Annotated in this window: 21 protein-coding genes; 5 read left to right on the top strand and 16 right to left on the bottom strand. The window is 50.2% G+C overall.

The features are described from left to right. Positions 1–201: 201 nt before the first annotated feature. Positions 202–363, bottom strand: coding sequence for a hypothetical protein (locus QJ48_RS37085; protein WP_157261760.1), 162 nt, complete (start codon positions 361–363; stop codon positions 202–204). Between the two features lie 387 nt (positions 364–750). Between QJ48_RS37085 and QJ48_RS26295 the strand changes: the two genes are divergently transcribed. Beyond that, positions 751–1416, top strand: coding sequence for a DUF4386 domain-containing protein (locus QJ48_RS26295; protein ID WP_054976365.1), 666 nt, complete (start codon positions 751–753; stop codon positions 1414–1416). A 68-nt stretch (positions 1417–1484) separates the two neighbouring features. Here the strand turns inward: QJ48_RS26295 and QJ48_RS26290 are convergent, their stop codons facing one another. The 6 genes from QJ48_RS26290 to QJ48_RS26265 all read right to left on the bottom strand — a co-directional run bounded on the left by QJ48_RS26290 (position 1485) and on the right by QJ48_RS26265 (position 9363). Further along, positions 1485–2249 (bottom strand): glucose 1-dehydrogenase, encoded by a 765-nt coding sequence (locus tag QJ48_RS26290; protein WP_054976364.1) that lies wholly within the window; start codon positions 2247–2249, stop codon positions 1485–1487. A gap of 93 nt (positions 2250–2342) precedes the next feature. Next, positions 2343–3365 (bottom strand): serine hydrolase, encoded by a 1023-nt coding sequence (locus QJ48_RS26285; RefSeq protein WP_054976363.1) that lies wholly within the window; start codon positions 3363–3365, stop codon positions 2343–2345. 13 nt (positions 3366–3378) lie between these two features. Further along, the gene (locus QJ48_RS26280; protein ID WP_054976362.1) at positions 3379–4203 is read right to left on the bottom strand and encodes a MerR family transcriptional regulator; all 825 of its coding nucleotides are present in this window, start codon (positions 4201–4203) and stop codon (positions 3379–3381) included. Positions 4204–4343: 140 nt separating this feature from the next. After that, entirely contained in the window at positions 4344–5117 is a 774-nt protein-coding gene (gene fabG, locus QJ48_RS26275; RefSeq protein ID WP_054976361.1) for a 3-oxoacyl-ACP reductase FabG, read from the bottom strand. Positions 5118–5326: 209 nt separating this feature from the next. After that, a complete protein-coding gene (locus QJ48_RS26270) occupies positions 5327–6049 on the bottom strand; it encodes a YebC/PmpR family DNA-binding transcriptional regulator (protein ID WP_054976360.1) in 723 nt (240 codons plus the stop codon). A 131-nt stretch (positions 6050–6180) separates the two neighbouring features. Further along, on the bottom strand, positions 6181–9363 hold the full coding sequence (locus tag QJ48_RS26265; RefSeq protein ID WP_054976359.1) for a bifunctional cytochrome P450/NADPH--P450 reductase: 3183 nt from the start codon (positions 9361–9363) through the stop codon (positions 6181–6183). Positions 9364–9603: 240 nt separating this feature from the next. Between QJ48_RS26265 and QJ48_RS26260 the strand changes: the two genes are divergently transcribed. Then, positions 9604–10512 carry a LysR family transcriptional regulator gene (locus QJ48_RS26260; RefSeq protein ID WP_054976358.1) on the top strand — a complete coding sequence of 303 codons (909 nt, stop codon included), beginning with the start codon at positions 9604–9606 and terminating at the stop codon, positions 10510–10512. A gap of 729 nt (positions 10513–11241) precedes the next feature. Here QJ48_RS26260 and QJ48_RS26250 read toward each other — a convergent pair. The 3 genes from QJ48_RS26250 to QJ48_RS26240 are packed head-to-tail and all read right to left on the bottom strand — an operon-like array spanning position 11242 to position 13627. After that, entirely contained in the window at positions 11242–11754 is a 513-nt protein-coding gene (locus tag QJ48_RS26250) for a GNAT family N-acetyltransferase (protein WP_054976357.1), read from the bottom strand. A 13-nt stretch (positions 11755–11767) separates the two neighbouring features. Next, positions 11768–12424, bottom strand: coding sequence for a metalloregulator ArsR/SmtB family transcription factor (locus tag QJ48_RS26245; RefSeq protein ID WP_054976356.1), 657 nt, complete (start codon positions 12422–12424; stop codon positions 11768–11770). Positions 12425–12451: 27 nt separating this feature from the next. Beyond that, complete coding sequence (locus QJ48_RS26240) at positions 12452–13627, bottom strand: DUF4272 domain-containing protein (protein ID WP_054976355.1); 1176 nt, start codon at positions 13625–13627, stop codon at positions 12452–12454. A 166-nt stretch (positions 13628–13793) separates the two neighbouring features. Here QJ48_RS26240 and QJ48_RS26235 point away from each other — a divergent pair, with 166 nt between their 5' ends. The 3 genes from QJ48_RS26235 to QJ48_RS26225 all read left to right on the top strand — a co-directional run bounded on the left by QJ48_RS26235 (position 13794) and on the right by QJ48_RS26225 (position 15735). Further along, positions 13794–14585 carry a MerR family transcriptional regulator gene (locus QJ48_RS26235; RefSeq protein ID WP_054976354.1) on the top strand — a complete coding sequence of 264 codons (792 nt, stop codon included), beginning with the start codon at positions 13794–13796 and terminating at the stop codon, positions 14583–14585. After that, positions 14582–15214, top strand: coding sequence for a GNAT family N-acetyltransferase (locus QJ48_RS26230; protein ID WP_054976353.1), 633 nt, complete (start codon positions 14582–14584; stop codon positions 15212–15214). Before QJ48_RS26235 ends, QJ48_RS26230 begins: the two co-directional genes overlap by 4 nt. A gap of 68 nt (positions 15215–15282) precedes the next feature. Beyond that, positions 15283–15735, top strand: coding sequence for a heparan-alpha-glucosaminide N-acetyltransferase domain-containing protein (locus QJ48_RS26225; RefSeq protein WP_054976352.1), 453 nt, complete (start codon positions 15283–15285; stop codon positions 15733–15735). Between the two features lie 5 nt (positions 15736–15740). Here QJ48_RS26225 and ptsP read toward each other — a convergent pair whose 3' ends face one another. From ptsP to QJ48_RS26195, 6 genes are read right to left on the bottom strand one after another with little or no spacing between them, the layout of a single operon-like run. Further along, positions 15741–17480 (bottom strand): phosphoenolpyruvate--protein phosphotransferase, encoded by a 1740-nt coding sequence (gene ptsP, locus QJ48_RS26220; protein ID WP_054976351.1) that lies wholly within the window; start codon positions 17478–17480, stop codon positions 15741–15743. A 39-nt stretch (positions 17481–17519) separates the two neighbouring features. Further along, positions 17520–17798, bottom strand: coding sequence for an HPr family phosphocarrier protein (locus QJ48_RS26215; protein WP_054976350.1), 279 nt, complete (start codon positions 17796–17798; stop codon positions 17520–17522). 14 nt (positions 17799–17812) lie between these two features. After that, positions 17813–18265: a PTS sugar transporter subunit IIA gene (locus QJ48_RS26210; protein ID WP_054976349.1), complete on the bottom strand. Its 453-nt coding sequence runs from the start codon at positions 18263–18265 to the stop codon at positions 17813–17815. Positions 18266–18277: 12 nt separating this feature from the next. After that, positions 18278–19651 (bottom strand): PTS fructose transporter subunit IIC, encoded by a 1374-nt coding sequence (locus QJ48_RS26205; protein WP_054976348.1) that lies wholly within the window; start codon positions 19649–19651, stop codon positions 18278–18280. 36 nt (positions 19652–19687) lie between these two features. Beyond that, positions 19688–20626 (bottom strand): 1-phosphofructokinase, encoded by a 939-nt coding sequence (gene pfkB / locus QJ48_RS26200; protein WP_054976347.1) that lies wholly within the window; start codon positions 20624–20626, stop codon positions 19688–19690. Further along, positions 20616–21407, bottom strand: a complete 792-nt coding sequence (locus QJ48_RS26195) for a DeoR/GlpR family DNA-binding transcription regulator (RefSeq protein ID WP_054976346.1) — start codon at positions 21405–21407, stop codon at positions 20616–20618. Before QJ48_RS26195 ends, pfkB begins: the two co-directional genes overlap by 11 nt. Positions 21408–21532 lie beyond the last annotated feature (125 nt).

The following is a 21532-nucleotide window of genomic DNA, read 5'->3' as shown; positions in this document are numbered from 1 at the left end:
TCTCCTATTCGATTCGATCCATGTTAAAGACTCTGCTCGTTGCCCTTTAACGAATTATCGTTTTTTGACTTTCATCAAAAATGATTGCGTTGGATATCGCCAATAAATAGTCTATCACCCAAATGATATGATTCGTGAAATCTCGTCGCTCATCGATCTTATCAACCGTATCAGATATTCCCGACATACGGCCCTCTGGAATCAGACCTCTTCGGCGCTGGAAAGATTGTCGAATCCGACAATTCGCACATCGTGGAAATTCACCAGCACGCCGTAAGGCTCACAGATATCCAAACTCCCCTCGGCAAACAAGATGGACCAGTCCAACCCGCCCCAGAACGTGAACTCCGGATCGGCAATCAACGGTGCCTTGCCCTCCCCTTCGGGATCGAGGCCCAGCTCGAGATCAAGAAATCCCTCGCCATATGGTATAGGCCTCTACCCCTGCGATTCTTACGCGAATGAACTCGAAATCGACTTGTTCCAACGATCGCGAGCGGGCAACTTGATGGAGAAAAACACCGGATTTCCTGAAGCGACATATTATAGTTTGTTTCACAGTCCATATATCCTACTATAGGTCCTATACAAACTAAATACGACAATTTACTTATTTTTCCCCAAAACGATCCTTTAATCCATACTTTAGTATCTATGACGGCGAGACGTATTGCGGATATAATGCACGTGAATGAGCGTGAATCACCCAATTCGGCCATATGCAGGCTGTAAACTACGGAGGAGGGAAACATGGATGCGAATCGAAGGTCTGCAGTCATTGTTGGCGTATTATTTTTAATTGCAACGGCGGCGTATATTTCAGGAAATGCACTGATTGAATCTATCATGAGCGCTCCGGATGATCTCAAAGATGTTTATTCAAAGAAAGACCAAGTCATCTGGGGAGTATTGCTTGAGCTCATAAATTCCGTCGCTGTTGTCGGAATCGCGATCGTATTGTTCCCGATCTTAAAGCAGCATAATGAAAAAATCGCCTTAGGCTACGTTGCTTTTCGGGTGATCGAAGCTATGCTCCTTATCGTTGGGACCATCGGCCCGTTATTGCGGATCAGATTAAGCCAAGAATATATCCAGGCAGGAGCCCCGGCTCATTCCTATTTTCACACCATTGGAGCGTTGGCGGCAGAAGGCAGTTTTTTGGCTTTTCAACTCGCGATGATTGTACTTGGTCTGTACAGCCTTTGGTTCTGTACTTTGCTGTATCGGACAAAACTCATTCCGCGATTCCTATCCGTCTTAGGCCTCATTGGATACGCATCGTTGTCAGCCAGCGCCATCGTAGAACTTATGGGTCACAATGGAATGGTACTGTATGCTCCGGGAGCCCTTTTCGAGATCATTATGCCGCTTTGGCTGATCGTCAAAGGGTTCAACTCATCCCAAATAAGGACTTGAAGGGTAAAATTAAAAAATCACCAAATCCATAAAAGGATTGGTGATTTTTTTCATCATCAGCTGAGATTTTACAGGTGAGATCCGCCACTTACATCGAGCAATTGACCGGTTACCCAGCGGCTGTCCGTCGAAGCGAGAAAGGCGGCAACATCCGCCACATCCTCAGGTTCTCCCCATCGGTTGAAGGTTGAAAGTCCCGCTGCATATCGCTGCCCATCGGGATTTTGCAGCGTCCCGGCATTCATCTCTGTATTAATGATCCCGGGCTGAATGGCGTTAACCGTAATATTACGGCTTCCAAGCTCTTTGGCCAGAAGGCGGGTGAAGGTGTCGATGGCTCCTTTAGACATGCTGTAGGTGAACACGCTTGGGGAGGCTACCCGCGTCACAAAGGAGGAAATATTAATAATGCTTCCCCCGTCCTTCAGACGCGGCAAAGCTTGCTGGGTGACGAAAAGCGGCGCTTTGACGTTGATTTTCATCACCTCGTCAAAAGATTGCTCCGTTGTCTCATCCAGGCTGACAATTTGACCGATTCCGGCATTGTTGACAAGAATATCGAATTCGCTGCCGCCCGTATGTTTCTTAAGGGCATCATCCAGTGCCGCGAATAAATCATGAACGCCATCGAGCGTGTTCAGGTCAGCGCCAATCGCGCAAGCGCGCCCTCCGCTTTGTTCGATCTGCTGTACGACGGCCTCCGCTTCACTTCGTCTTTTTCCATAATGTACGGCGACAAAAGCTCCCTCCTGCGCCAGACGCAATGCGATGCTGCGGCCAATTCCCCTGCTCGCCCCGGTGACTAAAGCGACTTTGCCTTCCAACTTATTCATGTCTTCATCTCCTTGTCCGAATTCAAGTATAGTTATATCACAACACATCATTTGAAATGTTGCTCTCCTATTCGGTTCCAAGGGGAAGGCTTTTTAGTCTATGACAGCCGGGATAATCCATTCCTTAATCAGTGTCCATCTGTCACGAGGATGAATGATGAATTCCGATGCCATGGCTACGACCAGGTCTTTTTCCGGAATGCAGCAAATGACGTTACCGCCATCGCCTAGCGCCAAGGTTGCGAAAACTCCGTCTTCTTCGCGTAACCACCATAGATAACCGTAGTTATGGGGGGTCATCGCTGTCGATTCGTCAATCCAGGCCTCGGAAACAATCTGATGATTGTCCCAATGGCCGCGGTTCAGATATACGAAGCCGAAACGTGCCATATCACGGGGAGTTAACGTAAGTCCCCATCCTCCTGTGGAGTTGCCGTTCGGGTCGTTAACCCACCCTTTCACATTTTTCCCGAATAAATCCTCAAACCCGAATGATTTCATTTCGTAATCCGGGATTTCTTTCATGCCGATCGGTTTAAATAAACGTTCGTTGGCAAACTCGCGGGCACTCGTTCCCGTGCTGCGAGTCAGGATGGCTGAAAGCAGATGCGCCCCTGCGGTAGAATACTTAAAAGCCCCGATACTTCCTTGTTGGCCCAGCATATCCAGTGTATATTTTACCCAGTCGGGCTGCATACACATCTTGTCCAGCGGTTCGTGCCAGTCCTCAAATGGGTAAGGAGCCGTCATCGTGAGAAGATGTCGTATGGTGATTTCGCGTTTCTGCCTGTCAGCAGCATCAGGAACATATTCGGGGAAAAAATCCAGCACCTTCTGATCTACACTCTTAATATATCCTGCATCGATGGCAATACCTATGAGGGCGGATAGTATGCTTTTCGTTACAGACGCAACATGGTGCGAATCGTCCGGGCCATAGCCGTTATAATAGCTTTCATAAGCAATGTATCCATTCCTCACAACAACAATACCGTTGATATTGCTGTACTCGGATTTTATCGTTGGTTCGAGCGCTGAAAGCTTTTCAGAATCCATGCGCAAGGTGGCCGGGTCTGAGGCTTGCCATTGTGTCGTTGGCCAATAGTTTTTTTGCATGATAGACACCTCTCTATTTTTTCTTTATGGGAAAATATACCTCGGTCACCATCTCCTCAGGACCGGCGGTTTGATTGGGGTCGGTTACATACACTTCATATGGGGATTTCACCGAGGCATATCCTTCGTTTTCCACCCATTCCCTCAGCTTGGCGTATACCGATGTCAATTCCGAATAGGAACCCTTTAACACAGACTTCGCACAGAGGCCTCCGGGCAAATCTCTCGTTCCTTTTACAGGCTCCTTGATCGGGATGGCAAACTCGGTATCATTGCCGGCAGGATTGTATTCAGCGCTGTGATATATCGTCATTGGCGTACCGAGCATGGTGAGTTTTTCCTTAGCAATCTTTTCATAGAGCCTGCCAAAATACTTTCCATATCCTGCAGCATAGTCATCACTGCTCAACATCTCACGCATATAAAGGATATTCATGGGCTGGGTTTCAACAAGCTGTACTTCGATTTTGTCAAGGTATGACATCATGGGGATGCCCTTCTCTAAGCTTAAAATGTCATTGCTCATTTGGTTTAGGGTATATTCTAGAGCATGCAGCTTCTCCTGTATTTCCCTTCTCTTGCGATGAAGGGCAGAACAAAGCTTCTCTTCGGATTGATCCTCTTCCAATTCCAGGATGGCTCTGATTTCTTCCAGAGAAAAATGATAAGATTTCAAGCGGTTGATAAAAAGCATCTTTTTTAGCTGCTTGATGGAATAATACCGATAGCCGGTTTCAAGATTAATCTCATCGGGATGAATTAATCCGACTTCCTCATAATACCGAAGCGTCTTTGTCGAGACTTCGCAGATCTTCGAGAATTCTCCAATCGATAGCAAAAGGTCACCTCCATTCCTATTTTGATGCGGACTTTGTTCCCTTTCACTGTACAGCTTACCCTAAGGGCAAAGTCAACGGCAAAAAATAAAACGACCGTTTCCCGGTGGAATACCGATAAACGGTCGTGACATACATGAGTTCAGCCCATCGCTTCGAGACTTTCCGGAATAATCTGCCCGCCATCGACGACGATCGTTTGGCCCGTAATATAACCGGCCTCCTTCGAAGCCAAAAAGATAGCGGCGTAAGCGATATCTTCGACGCTTCCGAGCCGCTTGAGCGGAATGGAGGCCGTCATCGCCTGCAAATAATTATCTCCAAGGCCTTCCAGCCCTTCCGTTATAATGTTGCCGGGCATGACGGCGTTAATCGTAATGTTGTAACGCGCAAGCTCGAGCGCCGCACTGCGCATGAATCCAAGCTGCGCCGCTTTGCTTGCGCCGTAGTGCGACCATCCGGCATAGCCGGTAACCGGCCCCGTAATGGAAGAGGTAACGATGATGCGGCCGTAGTCCGCTTTCTTCAGGAAAGGCAGGCAGGCCTGAAGAGAAAACAGCGTCCCGCGTGCATTCGTGCTCATCACTTGATCCCACTGCTCGCCGGTCATCTCCTCAATCGGCGCATTCGGAAAAATACCCGCATTGGCGCACAGCACGTCGATCCCTCCGAACATACCGGCCGTCTCATCGGCCACGCGCTTCATCGACTCCAAATCGGCGACATTGCCTTCGAAGGCATGAGCAACGCCTCCGTTCTCCCGGATTTCCGCCACCGTTTCCTCCGCATTCGTCAGACTGCGTGCGACAACGGCGACCTTCGCCCCCTTCGCGGCGAAGGTTCTGGCAATTCCTTTGCCGATTCCTTTGCTGGCTCCGGTCACAACGACCGTCTTATCCTTCAGTGGCGTCAGCATGCAATAACACTCCTGTTCTCTTGAAGTATGAGCTGCTATTTTTTCCATTAGCTGGTTCCCCTATGATCGTACTACAAATCCAAATGCGGAGGCAACATATGGAATCACGCTGACTGGACGAGCAACTTTATTCCAACAACAAAAAGACCGCAAATTACGCGGTCTTTAATGAGATCCTATTCCTACAATGAAAGAAATGCATGCAAAGCTTATTCTTCAGGTAAATCTACATTGTGATAAACTTGTTGAACATCCTCCAGATCTTCGAGAGTATCGACCAATTTCTCGAACTGTACCAGAGCGTCTCCCGAAAGAGTCACATAATTTTGCGCCAGCATCGTCTGTTCTGCAACGATAAATTCCGTAATGCCCGCCTGCTTGAACGCAGATTGTACGGCATGAAACTGATCAGGCTCGGCATAAACGATAACCGAATCCTCTTCCTCTGCAATATCCCGAACGTCTACATCTGCCTCCATCAATAGCTCCAAAACTTCATCGGATGTCTTCCCTTCGACCCCAAAGACGGCCGTCGGACTGAACATATAAGTTACAGAGCCGCTGACTCCCATGCTTCCGCCGCTTTTATTGAAAGCCGAGCGTACGTCCGCGGCAGTACGGTTTACGTTATTGGTGAGCGTGTCGACGATGATCATGGCGCCGTTCGGACCGAATCCCTCGTAACGGAGTTCCGTATAATTCTCTTCCGAATTTCCTTTCGCCTTCTCTAACGCACGGTCGATGATGGCTTTCGGTACGTTGTATGTTTTGGCTCGTTCGAGCACGAATTTTAAAGCTTGATTGGATTCCGGATCAGGTTCGCCCTTCTTCGCCGCGACATAAATCTCAACTCCGAACTTCGCATAGATTCGACTTGTGCTGGCGTCCTTCGATGCTTTTTTCTCTTTAATATTATTCCACTTACGTCCCATACTGGTACCCGCTTTCTCTTTCTTATTTTTTATCCTCACCCTATTATATTGAATAAAGCGGTATTTGGACAAGTTTAGCGCATCCTGGAATTGAAAAAAAAAGCCGCAATATGCGACTTTTTTCGTAAGATTTATATCCCTGCCCAGACATCTTTGGCATAGCTGCCGTTCGACTGAAGTTGTTCCAACCATTGTTCTGCATCTTGCTTATCGACCCCGTGGACGGCCTGATAAGCTTTCTGCAGCTCGTTTTCGACATCGGGCGCCATTTTGCTGCCGTCTCCACACACGTAAAGCCGCCCGCCAGCGTCAAGAACGCGGATTAACTCCGCTGCATTCTTCGCCATCAAATGCTGTACGTACGTTTTGGGTACGTCTTCCATGCGGGAAAAAGCCGTATGAAGCGTAACCACGCCGTCTCTTTCGTATTGTTCCAGCTCTTCGCGGTAAATATAATCCGCTTCGTTTCTGCAGCCGAAATAAAGATGGGCTTCGCCCAGCGACTGTCCTTCCCGCTTCATCTGCGCTCGTGCCTGCAGGAAACCGCGGAATGGCGCTACCCCCGTCCCCGGCCCTACCATAATCACGGGAGTCTGCGGATCTTCCGGAAGCTGGAAGCCGGATTCCGGTGTACGAACGAACATGACGATGTCCACTCCCGATGGACGCTCCGCCAAATAATTCGAGGCGACTCCGACATATTCTCCTTGTCCGCTCCAAGCCGGACTGCGGACGACCCCTACCGTAATGCTGGCCCGGCCTGCGTTCATCCGCGGGGAACTGGATATCGAATAATATCTTGGTTTTAACGGAGGCAACAGCTCCAAAAACTTCGCGAACGGAATTTCGCAGGCTTCGTATTTTTCAACAAGGTCAAGCATCGTGATCCGTTTCTTCAATATCTGCTCTTCGTAGGTCCCCTCTTCTAACAAAGCTTCCAATTCGCGCTTATGCGGAGGACAAACCGTAAAAGCGGCAACCTCGCGGATCTGGGCTCGTGTTGCAGCCTCCTGCAGCTCCACATTATGGCTAAGCAGGTCCGAGAGCGATACAGGCCGGTCTAAAGGCAGATGGGACGCGCTGACTCCGCTTGCCGTCAAAATCACTTGCTCTTTCTCACTCAAGCCAAAGCGTCGCAGAATGCGGCTGACGTTCTCTTTTCTGTTGCTAGGAAAGACTCCAAGGTGATCTCCCTCTTGATACGTAACCTCCTCCGGCAATTCGATCTCGATATGCCGCGTGCTGCGTCCGCTGCCAGGCTGCTGAAGTTCGCGGTTTTCCGCGATTGTCGCGTGAACCGCATCGTACGATTGAGCGAGAGGCGTCTCGGCAAAGCCGCTGACATACTGAATATTTAAAGTGCTCCGTTCTTTTTCCGCATTTTCGTTTAGTTTTAAATCGAACGTCTTCATTGCATCGGTCCACATTTGACTTTTCCATGCTTCAAACTGCTTTTCGAAGTCGCCGCTCGCATCAGCCTCTCCGCGAAGGGAGAACCTTGTCGCTCCTTTTGCGGCGAGCTGTTCGTCAATGAATCTCGGCACCTCTTGATACGTCGAGGCCCAGTTGTGGTCCCCGCAGCCAAATACGGAATAGTGCACCCCGCTAAGCTCGCCCGGTTCGACCTGCTCCAGCCATTGAACGAACTGTCGCGCATTGCCCGGCGGTTTCCCGTTATAGGAAGAGGTGACGATGATTAAAGCGCCTTCCTTCGGCAAATGGCCCAACCGATCGTTCAGTGCCGCCGCTTCGCTTCGAATACCGTGCAAACGGGCGAGGTCCGCCAGTTCTTTGGCGATGCGTTCCGCAGTTCCCATATTGGAGCCGTAAAGTACAAGCAGCGGCCTGTTGTTCACTCCGAGGACGGAAGCTTGCTGCGCTTGTTTTTCAGGGTTGGGAGCTTGGGCAAGGTCTTCTCCCGGTTTGGCGGTATACGCAGCGGTTATTTTCCTGTCTCGCAATTGAACACGGATCTTGAAGTCGTCCGGCTTCAGCGTCAGCGTTTGTTTGACTTTCAACTGGTAGTTCAAATGATCGAGCAATTCGAATTGCTGAAGGATCATCCCGAGCACTAAAGTCGCTTCGTGAAGCGCAAACTGCATGCCGATACAGGCTCGTTGCCCGTTCCCGAACGGTTTATAGGCATGGTTCGGTACTTGGGCAGGGTCTTCAAACCGTTCCGGCCGGAATTGCTCCGCATCGTCCCCCCATACCCCTTTATCCCGGTGAAGCTTGGGCAAAACAATCGAAACGGCTTCCCCTTTCTTAATGGGATACTTTCCTCCAATGACGGTATCTTCCTTGGCGAACAGGCTAAATTGGGGAGCGGTCGGCCATAGACGCAAAGACTCGTTTAAAATCATTCGGATATATTTCAGCTTCAGAACTTGTTCGTACGTTGGCGTTGCGTCTGTTAGCACTTCGTCCACTTCGGCGTAAGCCTTTTTTAATACTTCCGGATGCTTTAATAAAAAGTAAATCGTAAATGACAATAGTCCGCTTGTGGTTTCATGACCGGCGATCAGGAACGTGATTATTTGGTATCGAATATTTTGATCATCCAGCTGTTGACCGGTCTCGGGATCTTTGGCGGTCAGCATTCGGGCAAGCAAATCGGTTTCTCCCTGGTCCCCTTTTGCTTTGCGCTCGGCGATGATTTTATCAACCAAGGAGAACATCGATTGAATATCTTGCTCGTACTGGCGTTTGGTTTTCACCATCAGCATGTTTTGAATCGGCAGCCTGTTGCCGTAATGCATCGCTTCATCCAGCGAACGAACCATACTGACAATAAAAGGATTTGGCGTTTCTCTGTAGTAGCTGTTGAAACGATAGTTAAATCCGCACAAGCCAATGGTGTCCAGGGTGAGCCGCGTCATATCGTCTGGAACGTCGATGCTTTCGTCCGGATTAAGGCGCGCCCATTTTTGGACAAGCTGCACAGCGATATCCACCATCATGTCATGATACCCCTTCATCGCTTGAAGGCTAAAGGAAGGCATCAGAATCGCATGCGCCTTTTTCCAATTCGGCTCTTCCGTAAGACTTGTGAACAGTCCGTCTCCGGCAAAATCGCGTACCTTCAGCAAATGACCTATCGCTTTGTCAAAACGCGATTCGTCACATACATCGGCCACCAAGTCGGGTCCGGAGATGATATAAACAGATCTTCCCAATGCCTCAAAACGGAAAATAGGACCGTACTCGTCAGCAAGTTTACAAAAAGATAAAGTAGGCGAATCCTTATCGATCAAGGGGATATTCCCTAGAACGCCATACGTTTTGGGCTGGGGGATCGGCATCAGATTTTCCATAAAGAAACCTCCCTCTTTTTTATAATTAACCAGATACGCAGCAATCTCTTTCCAACCTAATATTCCCCAACATGGCTAACAAAAATTACCCTAAAGGAGCATTCGGAAGAAAAGTTGTTTTTTTGTCCCTTCGAAAACTTATTCGAAAGTATGGGTTAATTTTAACCGCGGCGATCCATAATATCCAATGTATAATTGAACATCAATTCATTACATTGAAACAATGAATGGGGCAAGAAAATGGAACTGCAGCAGCTTCGCTATTTTCAAACCGTAGCCCGAATGGAGCACATGACACAGGCAGCCGAGGAATTAAACATTACCCAACTGGCGCTGAGCAGGACGATCTCCCGATTGGAAGAAGATATCGGGGTTCCCCTATTTGAAAGAAAGGGCCGTCATATCCGGCTGAATCGATATGGCGAGATTTTTCTTGCCCACCTGGAGCGGTCGTTTCTGGAGTTGGATCAAGCCAAGAAGAAAATCAATGACATAGCCCGGATCGAAAATCTCTCGGTTTCCATTGCTACCACAAACGTCAGTATATTTCCGAGTCTGGTATCGGCTTTTCTGCTTCAATACCCGGATATACGGATACGTCAGTATTTGCGAAGCGACATCAATATGTACCAACTGCTAGAAAAAGGCGAGATCGACATGTGCATTTCTTCCGAGCCTATAGAAGGCCCTGATGTCCAATGGGACCCTTTATTTACGGACGAATTATTGCTGCTGGTCCCCAGAGAGGAACGCTTTATTCATCGCCAAGACATACGGCTTGTGGAAGTCGCCGACGAAAGATTTATCAGCAGCACTACCAATTACGATTCATCGAATTGGCTGGAACATGTTTGTCAGCAAGCCGGTTTTGCTCCCAAAATTTCGTTCGAGGGAAATGACTCCGTGGTCATTGGAGAAATGGTAAGTCTCGGTCTGGGCCTCTCCTTTATCCCTAAGCATCTGTGGGACAAGTTCTCTGAAATCCTAAAGGATCGGCTTCATGTTCTGACCATGACGGAGCCCCATTGTACCATGACCACCGGGATATCGAGAATCACGGGCCGTTATCTGCCCACCGCCGCGCATACCTTCTATAGCTTCGCGATTCAGCGAACTTGGGATGAAAAAAATGGACATTCCGTCTTTTGAAAACGGATGTCCATATACGATGTGAGATATTCGCTTATCGACGTCCCCGAAAGGTGCGTCGCAAGTCGTCAACCCACTGGTCCGGGATTTCCCATGGGATGAAGTGACCGCCTCGTTCGTGAACAGCGATATTGACATGGTTGTACCAGGGCGCGCGGTCGCTGTCCAGAATGTGGCCAACCCGATTATCGGTCGTAATGCCTGGCGGATTCTCATAGCCAACGAACGTGATGCCGGTAGGCGCTTCTACCACCGGCCATCGGTCATGAGACGGTGTCCACGGGTAACGATTGGCGTTCGCGTAAACGCGCATGGAGGTTTCAATATTGTCGCTCCATCTTGCCCAACGCTCCAGAATCCATGCAAGCATGCCAACCGGCGAGTCGCTCAGCCCGTAGGAGAGCGTACTCGGATCGAGCACGTGTACGGCGAGATGCGACGCGAAACGACGATCAAACTTCAGGATCTCGCTCCGTATGCTTGCAGGGATATGGTCAGGAATGTGCTACCCTCCGGAGAGATCCCAAGCGCGATCCCCGTTGAATAAGCTCAGCTTTTGTGCAGGCCCGATGTGGATGGCGTAAAGCTCCCCGCTATATTTGTGTCCGAGTTGCTTTTCCAAAACAACAAAACCTCCCGTCTCGCTTTCGTCAAGCGGGATTGGAGGTTATTGGCCGTCTCGGGCTGGAATGAAAAAGACAGCAATCCTATGATGTGAGATAGAATGGTTTAAGATAGCGGTGCCCAAACTGCTCTTGTCCAAGCCATGCGCATCCCAATTCGTTCCATGTTATTTTGACTGGAGCTCCCAAAACGCGCTTGTGCTGCAACAAGCTCACAACCGGCTTTGTACGCTTCATGCATCCGCCAATTCAAAAGAGCAGTTTGCAAGCCCTTCTGTCTAAATTCGGGAATCGTTGCCGCTAACGTGAAGGAGGCGATGTCTCTGCTAACGTACATGACAGCCACAGCGGCCGGCACATCATTCCAACAAGCCAAAAATAATTTCCAACCGGGACGATTCAGTAAACCTATGTTGTTGTTCACAAGGTGGTGCTTATGTGCGAGATCCATACCGGACCCGACACAATGGATACCCGCATAGATATCAAAATCGGTTTGATTGTCAATTTGGCGTATTTTTATATTTGGAGGGAGCTCCGGCAGGCTTGAAGTAAAGAAATCAATTTCAGACTGTTCTATCCGTTTAGCCAATTGTTCGTTAATTACCGGTAACCGCATTTATGGTCACGTCCTATTCCGGTTTAATCCAATACACACAGCGGTTGTCGCCATTTAAAATATGCTCGCCTCTGGTGATCTCAATCCCGTCGCCAATGATGCGTTGGAACATGTCCAATTCCTGCTTGCAAAGTCCGGAGCATGCTTTCGCCGCCTCGCAAATCGGGCAATGCTTCTCTACAAGACAAAAGGAACCGTCGGAGTTCTCGATCACCTCGGCCATATATCCCTCAGACGTTCGCGATTCCGCGAGAATCTTTAATTTTTCCTTCAGCGGCAGACTCGCCGGCACTTTGTTCCGGTAGTCCTCAAGTTGTTTGCGGTTACGGATTTCCAGCAGTTTCTCCAAGCCTTCGTCTCCGAACGCTTCTTTCATGGATTCGATCAAACTGACGGTAAGATCGGCGTACCCGTCCGGAAACAGCCGATTTGCCTCGGAAGTGAGCGTCCACATCTTCGCAGGCCGCCCCATCGTCCTCGATTCTTCCTTGAAGGTGACCAACCCTTGTTCCTGCAGATCATACAAGTGCTGCCGTACCGCCATCGCGGTCACCCCAAGCTGGCTGGCCAAGCTTAAAGCATCCATGAAGCCGTTGTGTTTGAGCAGTTTCACAATGGCTCTTCGCGTTCTTTCGGCACCTTCTTTTGCGTGCGAATTCGCTTTGTTCATTCCATTCACCTTTAATCCATTGAGATTCTAGGTATCCATCGAAATATGATCCCATGCTTCATCACGGTGACCTATGATCCAGAACAATCCCCGGCGTCTTTCTAAGACGATGCTTTCGTTCATGCCGGCCGGAGCTTCTTCCCCTTGGATTCGGCTGTTGACGCACGCCCAGTGAAGCCGATAAATTTTGTCAGCCTCATCCAACATTTCTTCCTTGCTGCGCATCGCGGTTTTCAGAACAAATTGTTCGAACGTTTCGCAGCTGGAAACGACCTCAATCGCATAGTCACAGTCGCATACTTGATCGGGAAAATCAAGCGTGTCCACAAGACCCAGCGCCCAAATAAGCACCCAATACGCTTCATATTGCCAGGAAATATTGATTGCGTCTTCCCTAACCGGCTCATCATCCTGCAATAGCTTTTTTTCGTTCTCCGTGAGGTACTCTTCCACGCCAAATTTTTGCAGCATGCCGGTGAAAAAGTCTCTCGACCCCTGAATATCTTCGCCTTGCGCCACATCGCAAGCGAATTGGATGACGATTAATAAGGCTACCGCTCTTCTTGCGATGTCTTCTTTCTTTTTAAACTGGCATTGTTCCAAGGGCGGAAGCTGCGGCAGTCCGTGAATAAACGGAATCCCTCTTTCGCTTAAGTAGGCGATTGTCTTGCTTTTTCGTTGTTCGCCTTCCTCGGATGTGATTTCAGGGCCTAGCACCTTTCTGGTGCAGGCGTGAGGCCTGAAGTTAGACGGGCCCGATGTACCGTCAGGATATACAATGACCTCTCCCGCTTGATCAAGCAAAATTCCGTTCGGCAAAAAGCCGATTCCTCCGATTCGCGACAGCAGCCCCGTAAATAATTGCATCTGCCCGTCGGTTATGTCCTTCTCCGTTTCGATGGCAAGCATCGTATTTAAGACGGATATTTGCGTCATGACCAACCCTTTTAGGTTCTCGTCTTCAAAAGGAATGCGATCATAGAACCCCATCATCCCGGGAATATTGTTAGCGAAATAATCGGGATTCGTATCCTCGGACGCGACTCTTATCGTCATCTTATGTTTGCTGAACAGCGTTTTGGACTTGAGAAAATAATCATTGTCGTCTCTCTTGATTTCGTAGGCTTTTGCAAAAACGTCGGATATCGTAGTTTCGATATCATCAATGTCATTCTTGGATGCGAATATCGTGAAATGCTTCAAAATGTGTGCCTCCCCAAATCCATCATTTGCCTATGTTTGAATTTACTCTATAAGAGCATCAAGTTCAATAGATAGTAACGATTATTTTCATTTAAGCACTTGACCTTAGGTCTGACCTAAGGTGTATCGTTAAGATATTCCAAGCCTCGTCCTAGGAGTGAACTTGATGAAAAGTGAAATTACGATTAGTGAACTAGCTAAGCTTATGAACGTGTCTGTGCATCAAATTCGTTATTTTGAAGAAAAAGGCGTCCTTCAGCCTGCTTACACAGATCATAATCAGTACAGAATGTATAGCATTGATCAAATTTATCAGCTAGCGCACATTCTGCTGCTCCGCAAGCTTAGGGTGCCTGTTCAGTCCATAAAAGACTGCATGACCTCCTATTCTGCAGATCAATATCGACAGCTTCTTCAGCATTCCCTGCGGGAAGTAGATGCGGAGCTGCAGCGACTCCAAGAGCTTCAGCAGTTCATCAAAAAAGTTTTGCGCGAACAACAAAGCTTTAACTTGCAGCCCAATTCATACCAAATCAAGCGGCATGATACCACTTATCTGGCACGCTGGATTGAAATGGATTCGCGCACGAAGCTTAATGCCGCACGATTGGCTGAACAGCCGAAGCACGTTCCGAACTTGTTCGAATCGGACATTCATTATGTATTAGACGGTTCGAGCACCGTTACCTTATACCTGGAAACGCAGGCGCCCGGCGACTTGTTTTTACCTGGCGGCGATTACCTTTCCATACAAACCCTTGTGAATGAAGATGAAGATCTTGAACCGTTGATTGCACAGTTTTACGACTATGCTGCTGCGCAGTCTCATGTCATCACAGGTCCTCTGATTCTCGTTGAAAAATCTTATTTATCCCTATTTAGCCAAAGCCAACTGCACTATGAACTGCGGGGCTTAATCGAACCGGCTGCAAAATCCGAAAGGAGGAATCGAACATGACAGCAGCACCTGTAACGATTGAAGCTATGCAGGCCAAGTATAATCCACAGGTCGGCCGATTGCTTGTTCTCGGGTTTGGCGGAAAATTTCAAAACCTGACGAACATGAATGATGGGGAGCTCGCCCTTTTTTTCGAAAAGCTTCTTGACCATTTCCCCACTAACCCGGCAAGTCAACGAATGGTCGCCCTGCAGGAGGGGGAAGTGATCGGAACCATATCCATCAAATGGAAGTCGGAATCTGCTGCGAAGCAAAAGCTTCCTTCCTGGAAGAATTTCAATCGGTTTGGAACATGGAAGCTGCTTAAAATGTTGATCGGTTTATATTTATTCGACCATAAACCAAAGGCCGGAGAATGTTATATTTCGGATGTTGTTGTCCATCCGGATCATCGAGGCAAAGGAGTTGGAAAGCTCCTATTGCAATGGGCCCAGTATTTTGTGCAAACGAAACAAAGCCTCGACAGGCTAAGTCTATACGTCTCAGGTAAAAACCCGCGGGCGAAGCATCTATACGAGCAGTTGTTATTCCGTACTCATTCGCAATCGAAAAGTTTAGTGTGGCATCTCTTATTCAAGGAAATGAAATGGGACTATATGGTAATGGAATTTGCAAAGGAGAAGGTCTGAAAAAGATGTACATTCCGAAACGGAAATTCAGGACTTCGGCGTAAAGCGTTAAAGGGAGATGATGCAGCATGAGTCAATCAATGAGTCAAGCGAAAGAGCGGATAACCGCCATTGATTTTGCCAGAGCCTTTGCGATCTTCGGAATGATTATCGTGAACTATAAGCTTGCCATGCAGGCAGAAAATGGCGGACCGGCATGGCTGCAATCGATAGCGGGTTTGTTCGAAGGAAGAGCATCCGCACTGTTTGTCGTATTGGCCGGCATCGGGGTGTCATTAATGACCTCGAAAGCCCGAAATTCGATGAGCGGGGAGCTCATTCGTCAAAGCCGGAACAGCTTGTACCGAAGAGCCGCTTTCCTGTTTATCGCTGGCGTGCTTTTATTGCTAATGGGCTGGAGCGCCGACATTTTGCATTATTATGCCGTGTTCATGCTTGTCGCTGCGATCTTGATCACCGTATCCAACAATAAAAAAAATAGACTGTCGAAACAGTCTAACCAACGGATATCATTCATTTAAGCGAGTCACGCGCCCGCCTCTATCTGCCGATGGAAAGCCTCCAGCGCTTCTCTTACCTCGGCGGCCGTATCCAGCGCCAGTACCCGCTCTGCCAAAGCGGCACACTCGCTTCGATTCACATGAACGATCACCTTTTTCACCTTGGAAAGCGAAGATGCGGACATGCTCCATTCGTGAAGGCCCAAGCCAACCAATAGAGGAGCGGCAAGCGGGTCCCCGGCCATCGTTCCGCACATCCCCGTCCACTTGCCATTACGGACTGACGCATCGATCACCTGCTTCACCAATCTTAGGACGGCCGGATGGAAGTAGTCGTACAAATGGGAGACCTTTTCGTTCATACGATCGACGGCAACCGTATACTGCACCAAATCATTCGTTCCGATGCTGAAAAAATCAACTTCCTTAGCAAAGCTGTCGGCCATCAGAGCCGCAGACGGAACTTCGATCATGATCCCAAGCTCTACCGCATCGGCAAACGGCTTGCCTTCCTGACGAAGCTGTTCGCATGCCTGCTCGTAAATCGCTTTCGCCTCGCGCCATTCCTCCAGTCCCGAAATCATCGGAAACATAATCTTGACGTTTCCATGAACGCCGGCTCTGGCGATCGCTTTAAGCTGGGTAAGAAGAAGCTCCTTTCTATCCAGGCCAATCCGGATCGCCCGATAGCCGAGAAAAGGGTTCATCTCCTTCGGCAGCTCCAAATAAGGAAGCTCCTTATCTCCTCCGATATCCAGCGTACGAATGACAACGGGACGGCCCCGCATCGCTTCGGCCACGGCCGAATACGCTTGATATTGGGTTTCTTCATCGGGCAATTGAGATTGTCCCATGAACAAAAATTCCGTCCGGTACAGCCCTACCCCTTCAGCCCCTTGCTCTAATAGGGACAAGGATTCTTGAACCGTTCCGATATTCGCAGCCAGCTCCGCTCGAAAGCCATCCTTCGTGACGGCCGTACGATTCGCGTAAGCCTTCAAATCGGCCCATTCCGATTGTTCCCGTTGCTGCTGCTCCCGATACGCTTCTACAGTTGCCGAAGACGGGTTCACGATGCAATCTCCCACGGAGCCGTCGATAATAAGCTCATCGCCGTGACCGATGGCTTCCATTTCGTCCCCGATCCCCAAGACGGCGGCGATGCCTAGCGAGTTGGCCAGAATCGCCGTATGCGACGTCTTGCCCCCTATTCGGGTAACAAAACCGAGCACCAAGCTTTTATCCAACTGGACCGTATCCGAAGGGGTCAGATCGTCCGCGACCAGAATGACCTGCTCCCGAATGTCCGAGAGCCGGGTGCCTTGATGATCGGACAATTGGGCGAACAACCGGTTGCCCACATCGCGAACGTCGGCTGCTCTTTCCCGCATGTACTCGTTCGCCATGCTCTCGAACAACCCCGCCACCTGAGTCACGACTTTGTGAACCGCCGTCTCGGCCGTCCACTGGTCTTGCACAATCAGATCCTCCATCGGCGGATAAAAGGCCGGGTCCGACAAGAAGCTGAGCTGCCCCTTCAGGATCATCGCCTTATCTTCTCCTAGCGTGCTTTGCGCGCGATCAATCAGCGCTTGAAGCTGCTCTGAGCATTTCGCTTTTGCTTGTTGAAGCCGCTGCAATTCCAGGCCGCTATCATCGGCTTTCCTGCTCTCGATATCCGCCAGCCTGACAGGCGAGTAGACGAAAGCTTTACCGATTCTCACCCCGGCCGACACGCCAAGTCCCTTCAGTTTTTTTTCCGCCATCGATCGTCTCTCCATTCCCTGGCTCTTTGTTCTGCGAGGCTAACCTTCCCCAAATCCGCTCTCTACCAATTCGACTAGCGAATCAAGCGCTTCCCGCTCATCTGGTCCGTCCGCCGAAAGGGTAACGACGGAGCCTTTTTCCAGTCCCAAGGTCATCAGACCTAGGATGCTTTTCCCATCCGCTTCGGCCGTATCGGACTCCTTGTGGAAGTTCACTGTAATTTTCGATTGAAACGTCGTCGCTTTCTCCGTAAATAGCTGGGCAGGCCGAATATGAAATCCGGATGCGTTCCGGATGGTAACTTCTTTCGTTAGCATACGCTTGTCTCCTCCTAAATGGTTTGCAATAGGTCGATCAATTGCTGCGGCTCCGTAACGTTCAACAAGCTTTGGCGGAACTGTTCGTCAATCAGCTTCCGGGAAAGCGCGATCAAGATTTGCAGATGCTCGTTGCCTGCCGCCTCCTCCGGAACGGCGATCATAAACACGACCGATACCGGATTTCCGTCCAGAGACTGCCAGTCGAGCGGCTGCGTCAGCTTGGCAAAAGCCAATCCGGCTTTACTTACGCCGCCAGACTTTCCGTGCGGAATGGCGACGCCGAAGCCGATTCCTGTCGAGCCCGTCTCCTCCCGCTTCATCACAGCGTCTAAATAAGTGGACTTGTCGCGGAGGCATCCTGCGGCTTCAAGCCCGTCGATCATCGCCCGGATACAGCTTTCCTTGTCAGATGCTTCCAGCGAAATCATAATGCTTTGTTCCTGCAAAAGTCCTTGAATATTCATACGTTCATCCTCCTATTTTAAAACAGGCTTTTTTAATACATTCAATACGATCGCCGTAACGATGGTTCCTGCGACGATAGCTGCGGCATACAAGGCCAAGTGGCTCACCGCGTTCGGAATTGGCAGGACGAAGATGCCGCCGTGAGGCGCACGAAGCGTCGCGCCGAAAAGCATCGATAAAGCGCCTGTTAACGCGGAGCCGACCATAATCGAAGGAATGACGCGGAACGGATCGCTTGCCGCAAACGGAATCGCGCCCTCCGTAATAAACGAAATCCCTAAGACGGAGGCCGCTTTGCCGGCATCCCGTTCTTCCTTGGTATACTTCTTCGGAGCAAGCAGCGTCGCCAACCATAACCCGAGCGGAGGCGTCATCCCTGCAGCCATCACAGCGGCCATCGGCCCGTACACATCGCTGGCCAATAAGCCTACGGAAAACGTATACGCCGCTTTATTCACCGGTCCGCCCATATCGAAGGCCATCATCAGTCCAAGCAAACCGCCAAGCAGAACGGCGTTGGTCGATCCGAGCGATTTCAGCCACTCCGTCAAGCCGTCCATAATCGTCTTCACAGGCTCCCCGATGACGTAGATCATCAGAAGTCCCGTAATTCCGGTCGCAAGAAGAGGAATAAGCAGAATCGGCTTTAAGCCCTCCAAGTTTCTGGGCAGCTTGATGTAGTCTTTTAACCATTTCGCCACATACCCTGCCAAGAAACCGGCAATGATGCCGCCAAGGAACCCTGCGCCGATTTTGGAGGCCAGCATGCCGCCTACGAGACCGGGGGCAAGACCCGGCTTTTCCGCAATTGAGAACGCGATGAATCCGGCCAAAATCGGAACCATGAGCGCGAAAGCCGCTCCGCCTCCGATATCCATTAACGCTGCGGCCATCGTGCCTTTTTCTTTAAACGCCTCAATACCGAACACGAAGGAAAGAGCAATCAGCAGCCCGCCTGCCACGACCAAGGGAAGCATGTTGGATACGCCGGTCATCAAATGCTTGTACGCCCCGGTACGGGAAGCGCTGCGCTGCGCCTTCGATTGCTCCACTTGCTCCCGGTAGTCTGCTGCAGGCGCGGCTTGTTTGTTAAGCGCTTCGTCAATAAGCCCGGCCGGATCTTTAATAGCCTGGGCTACCGGCACTTTGACAACAGGTTTGCCCGCAAAACGGGACTCCAATACGTCCGTGTCAGCCGCTACAATGATCGCATGCGCCTCGGCGATTTCCTCCGGGGAAAGCTCGTTCTCGACGCCGACGGCTCCTCGCGTCTCTACCTTCATCGGAACCTGCTTCTCTCTCGCCGCTTTGGCCAAAGATTCGGCAGCCATGTAAGTATGCGCCACGCCGGTCGGACAAGCGGTCACAGCCAAAATCTTTTTCATATGGAGTGCCTCCTCAACTCATGATCACAAATGAAACTATAAGGGCCATATCGTCACCTTGCTTACCTTCTCTTCCACTTCGGCAAGCGTACAAACTTCCGTTCCCGGCTTGGAAGCGGTCACCGTTCCCGCAGCCGATGTCCAGCGGGCCATCTCCTCCAGCAGCTTCCCTTCCAGCAGGCAGTACACCAAAGCGGCCACCATGGAATCGCCGGCACCGACCGTGCTCAGAGGCACAATCGGGAACGGTTTCGCGCGCACCGCTTCCGTTTCGCTGACCAGAATCGACCCTTCGGCTCCTAAAGAAACGGATACGTAAGCGATACCTTTGCCTGTGAGCCTTCTTGCAGCGGAAACAATCTCCGTGTCGCTTTGGAAGGTTTCTTTAAAAAGCGATTCCAACTCGTGAATGTTCGGCTTAATCGCATACGGAACGGCTTCAATCCCGTGCGTGAACGGCTCTCCGTCGGCATCCAGCACCGTCCGGGCTCCGGCACGATTCGCAATCTCGATTAACGTCTTATACGTATCGTCCGGCGCCCCGGGCGGCAAGCTGCCACCCAATACGACAACCGACACGTTGCGGACAGCGTCGGTATACCTCTCGATAAACTCATGCAGTGATTTCCGGTCCACCGTAAAGCCCGCTTCGTTGAACTCCGTCGTTTCTTTGGTGCATTCGACGTATACTTTCAAATTGGTTCTGGTTTCGCCTTCCGTCTCGATAAAAAAGCTAGGAATGTTCAGACCGGCGAGCTGTTCGGTGATGATTTTTCCCTGGTGGCCGGCCGTCAGCCCCCAAGATGCCACATCGACGGAAAAATGCTTGAGCGCTTTGGCGACGTTGATTCCTTTGCCGCCGGCGTCCGTTCTCCACGCTTTAATCCGATTTAATCCGCCGCTCACGAACTCTTCAATCGTGACGGTTTTGTCCAATGCCGGATTGAGGGTGACGGTCAGGACTTTAGAGCTCATGTCCTCTCCCCCCAGCATGGACAACCGTCACCGATAGGCCAGCCGCCTCCAGCTCCTCCCGCGCATTGTCCGGCAATCCGTCGTCGGTGATCCAGTGGTCGATCTCCGGAAGTTCGGCCACTTTGGCAAACGATACTTTTCCGAATTTGCTATGGTCCGCAAGCAAAATCACCTGTTTGGCCGAGCGAAGAATACTTTGCTTCGCCGAAGCTTCCAATATATTCGGCGTCGTCAGCCCGATCACCGGGTCCAGCCCGTTTGTTGCCAGGAAGGCTTTGTCCACATAGACCGCTTTCAAAGCTTTCTCCGTCAACGGCCCGACCATCGCGAGCGTTTCATGACGAAGCGATCCGCCGGTCAGCACGAGATCCACGCCCGGATGCGTGAGCAGTTCTTGAGCGGCCATGACCGAATTGGTCACCACGGTTAATTGCTTGAAAGCTTTCAGTTCCTTGGCCAAATAATAAGTTGTCGTGCCGGAATCCAGAACGATCGTATCCCCTTCCTGGATCATGGCCGCGGCGGCTTTGGCGATCGCCTCCTTCTGTGCCCGGTAGCTGTCTTCCTTCTCGATGAACGGCGGTTCCGAATTATCGTTTACCAGCGCTACCGCTCCCCCATGCGTGCGGCGAAGCTGGCTGCTCTCCTCCAGAATCTTCAGATCCCTGCGGACGGTCGATTCGGATACTTGAAACTGCTGTGCCAGTTCCTGAACCGAAGCTCGTTCCCGCGTTTGAACATAATCGGCGATTTTCTGCTGACGCTCTTCCTCAAACAGCATTCGTGTCCCTCCCCCTACGCTGCCTTCACATGCTCATATTTGACTGATAATTCATCGATGTTTCTCATTTATGATTGTATATGATTATTTATGATTTGTACAGCGCTTACTTTTGTCTAAATTAT

The organism is Paenibacillus sp. A3 (genome assembly GCF_001399685.1).
Classification (GTDB): Bacteria; Bacillota; Bacilli; order Paenibacillales; family NBRC-103111; genus Paenibacillus_G.
The sequence above is the reverse complement of the archived record's forward strand: the minus strand, read 5'-3'. Positions and strand labels throughout refer to the sequence as shown.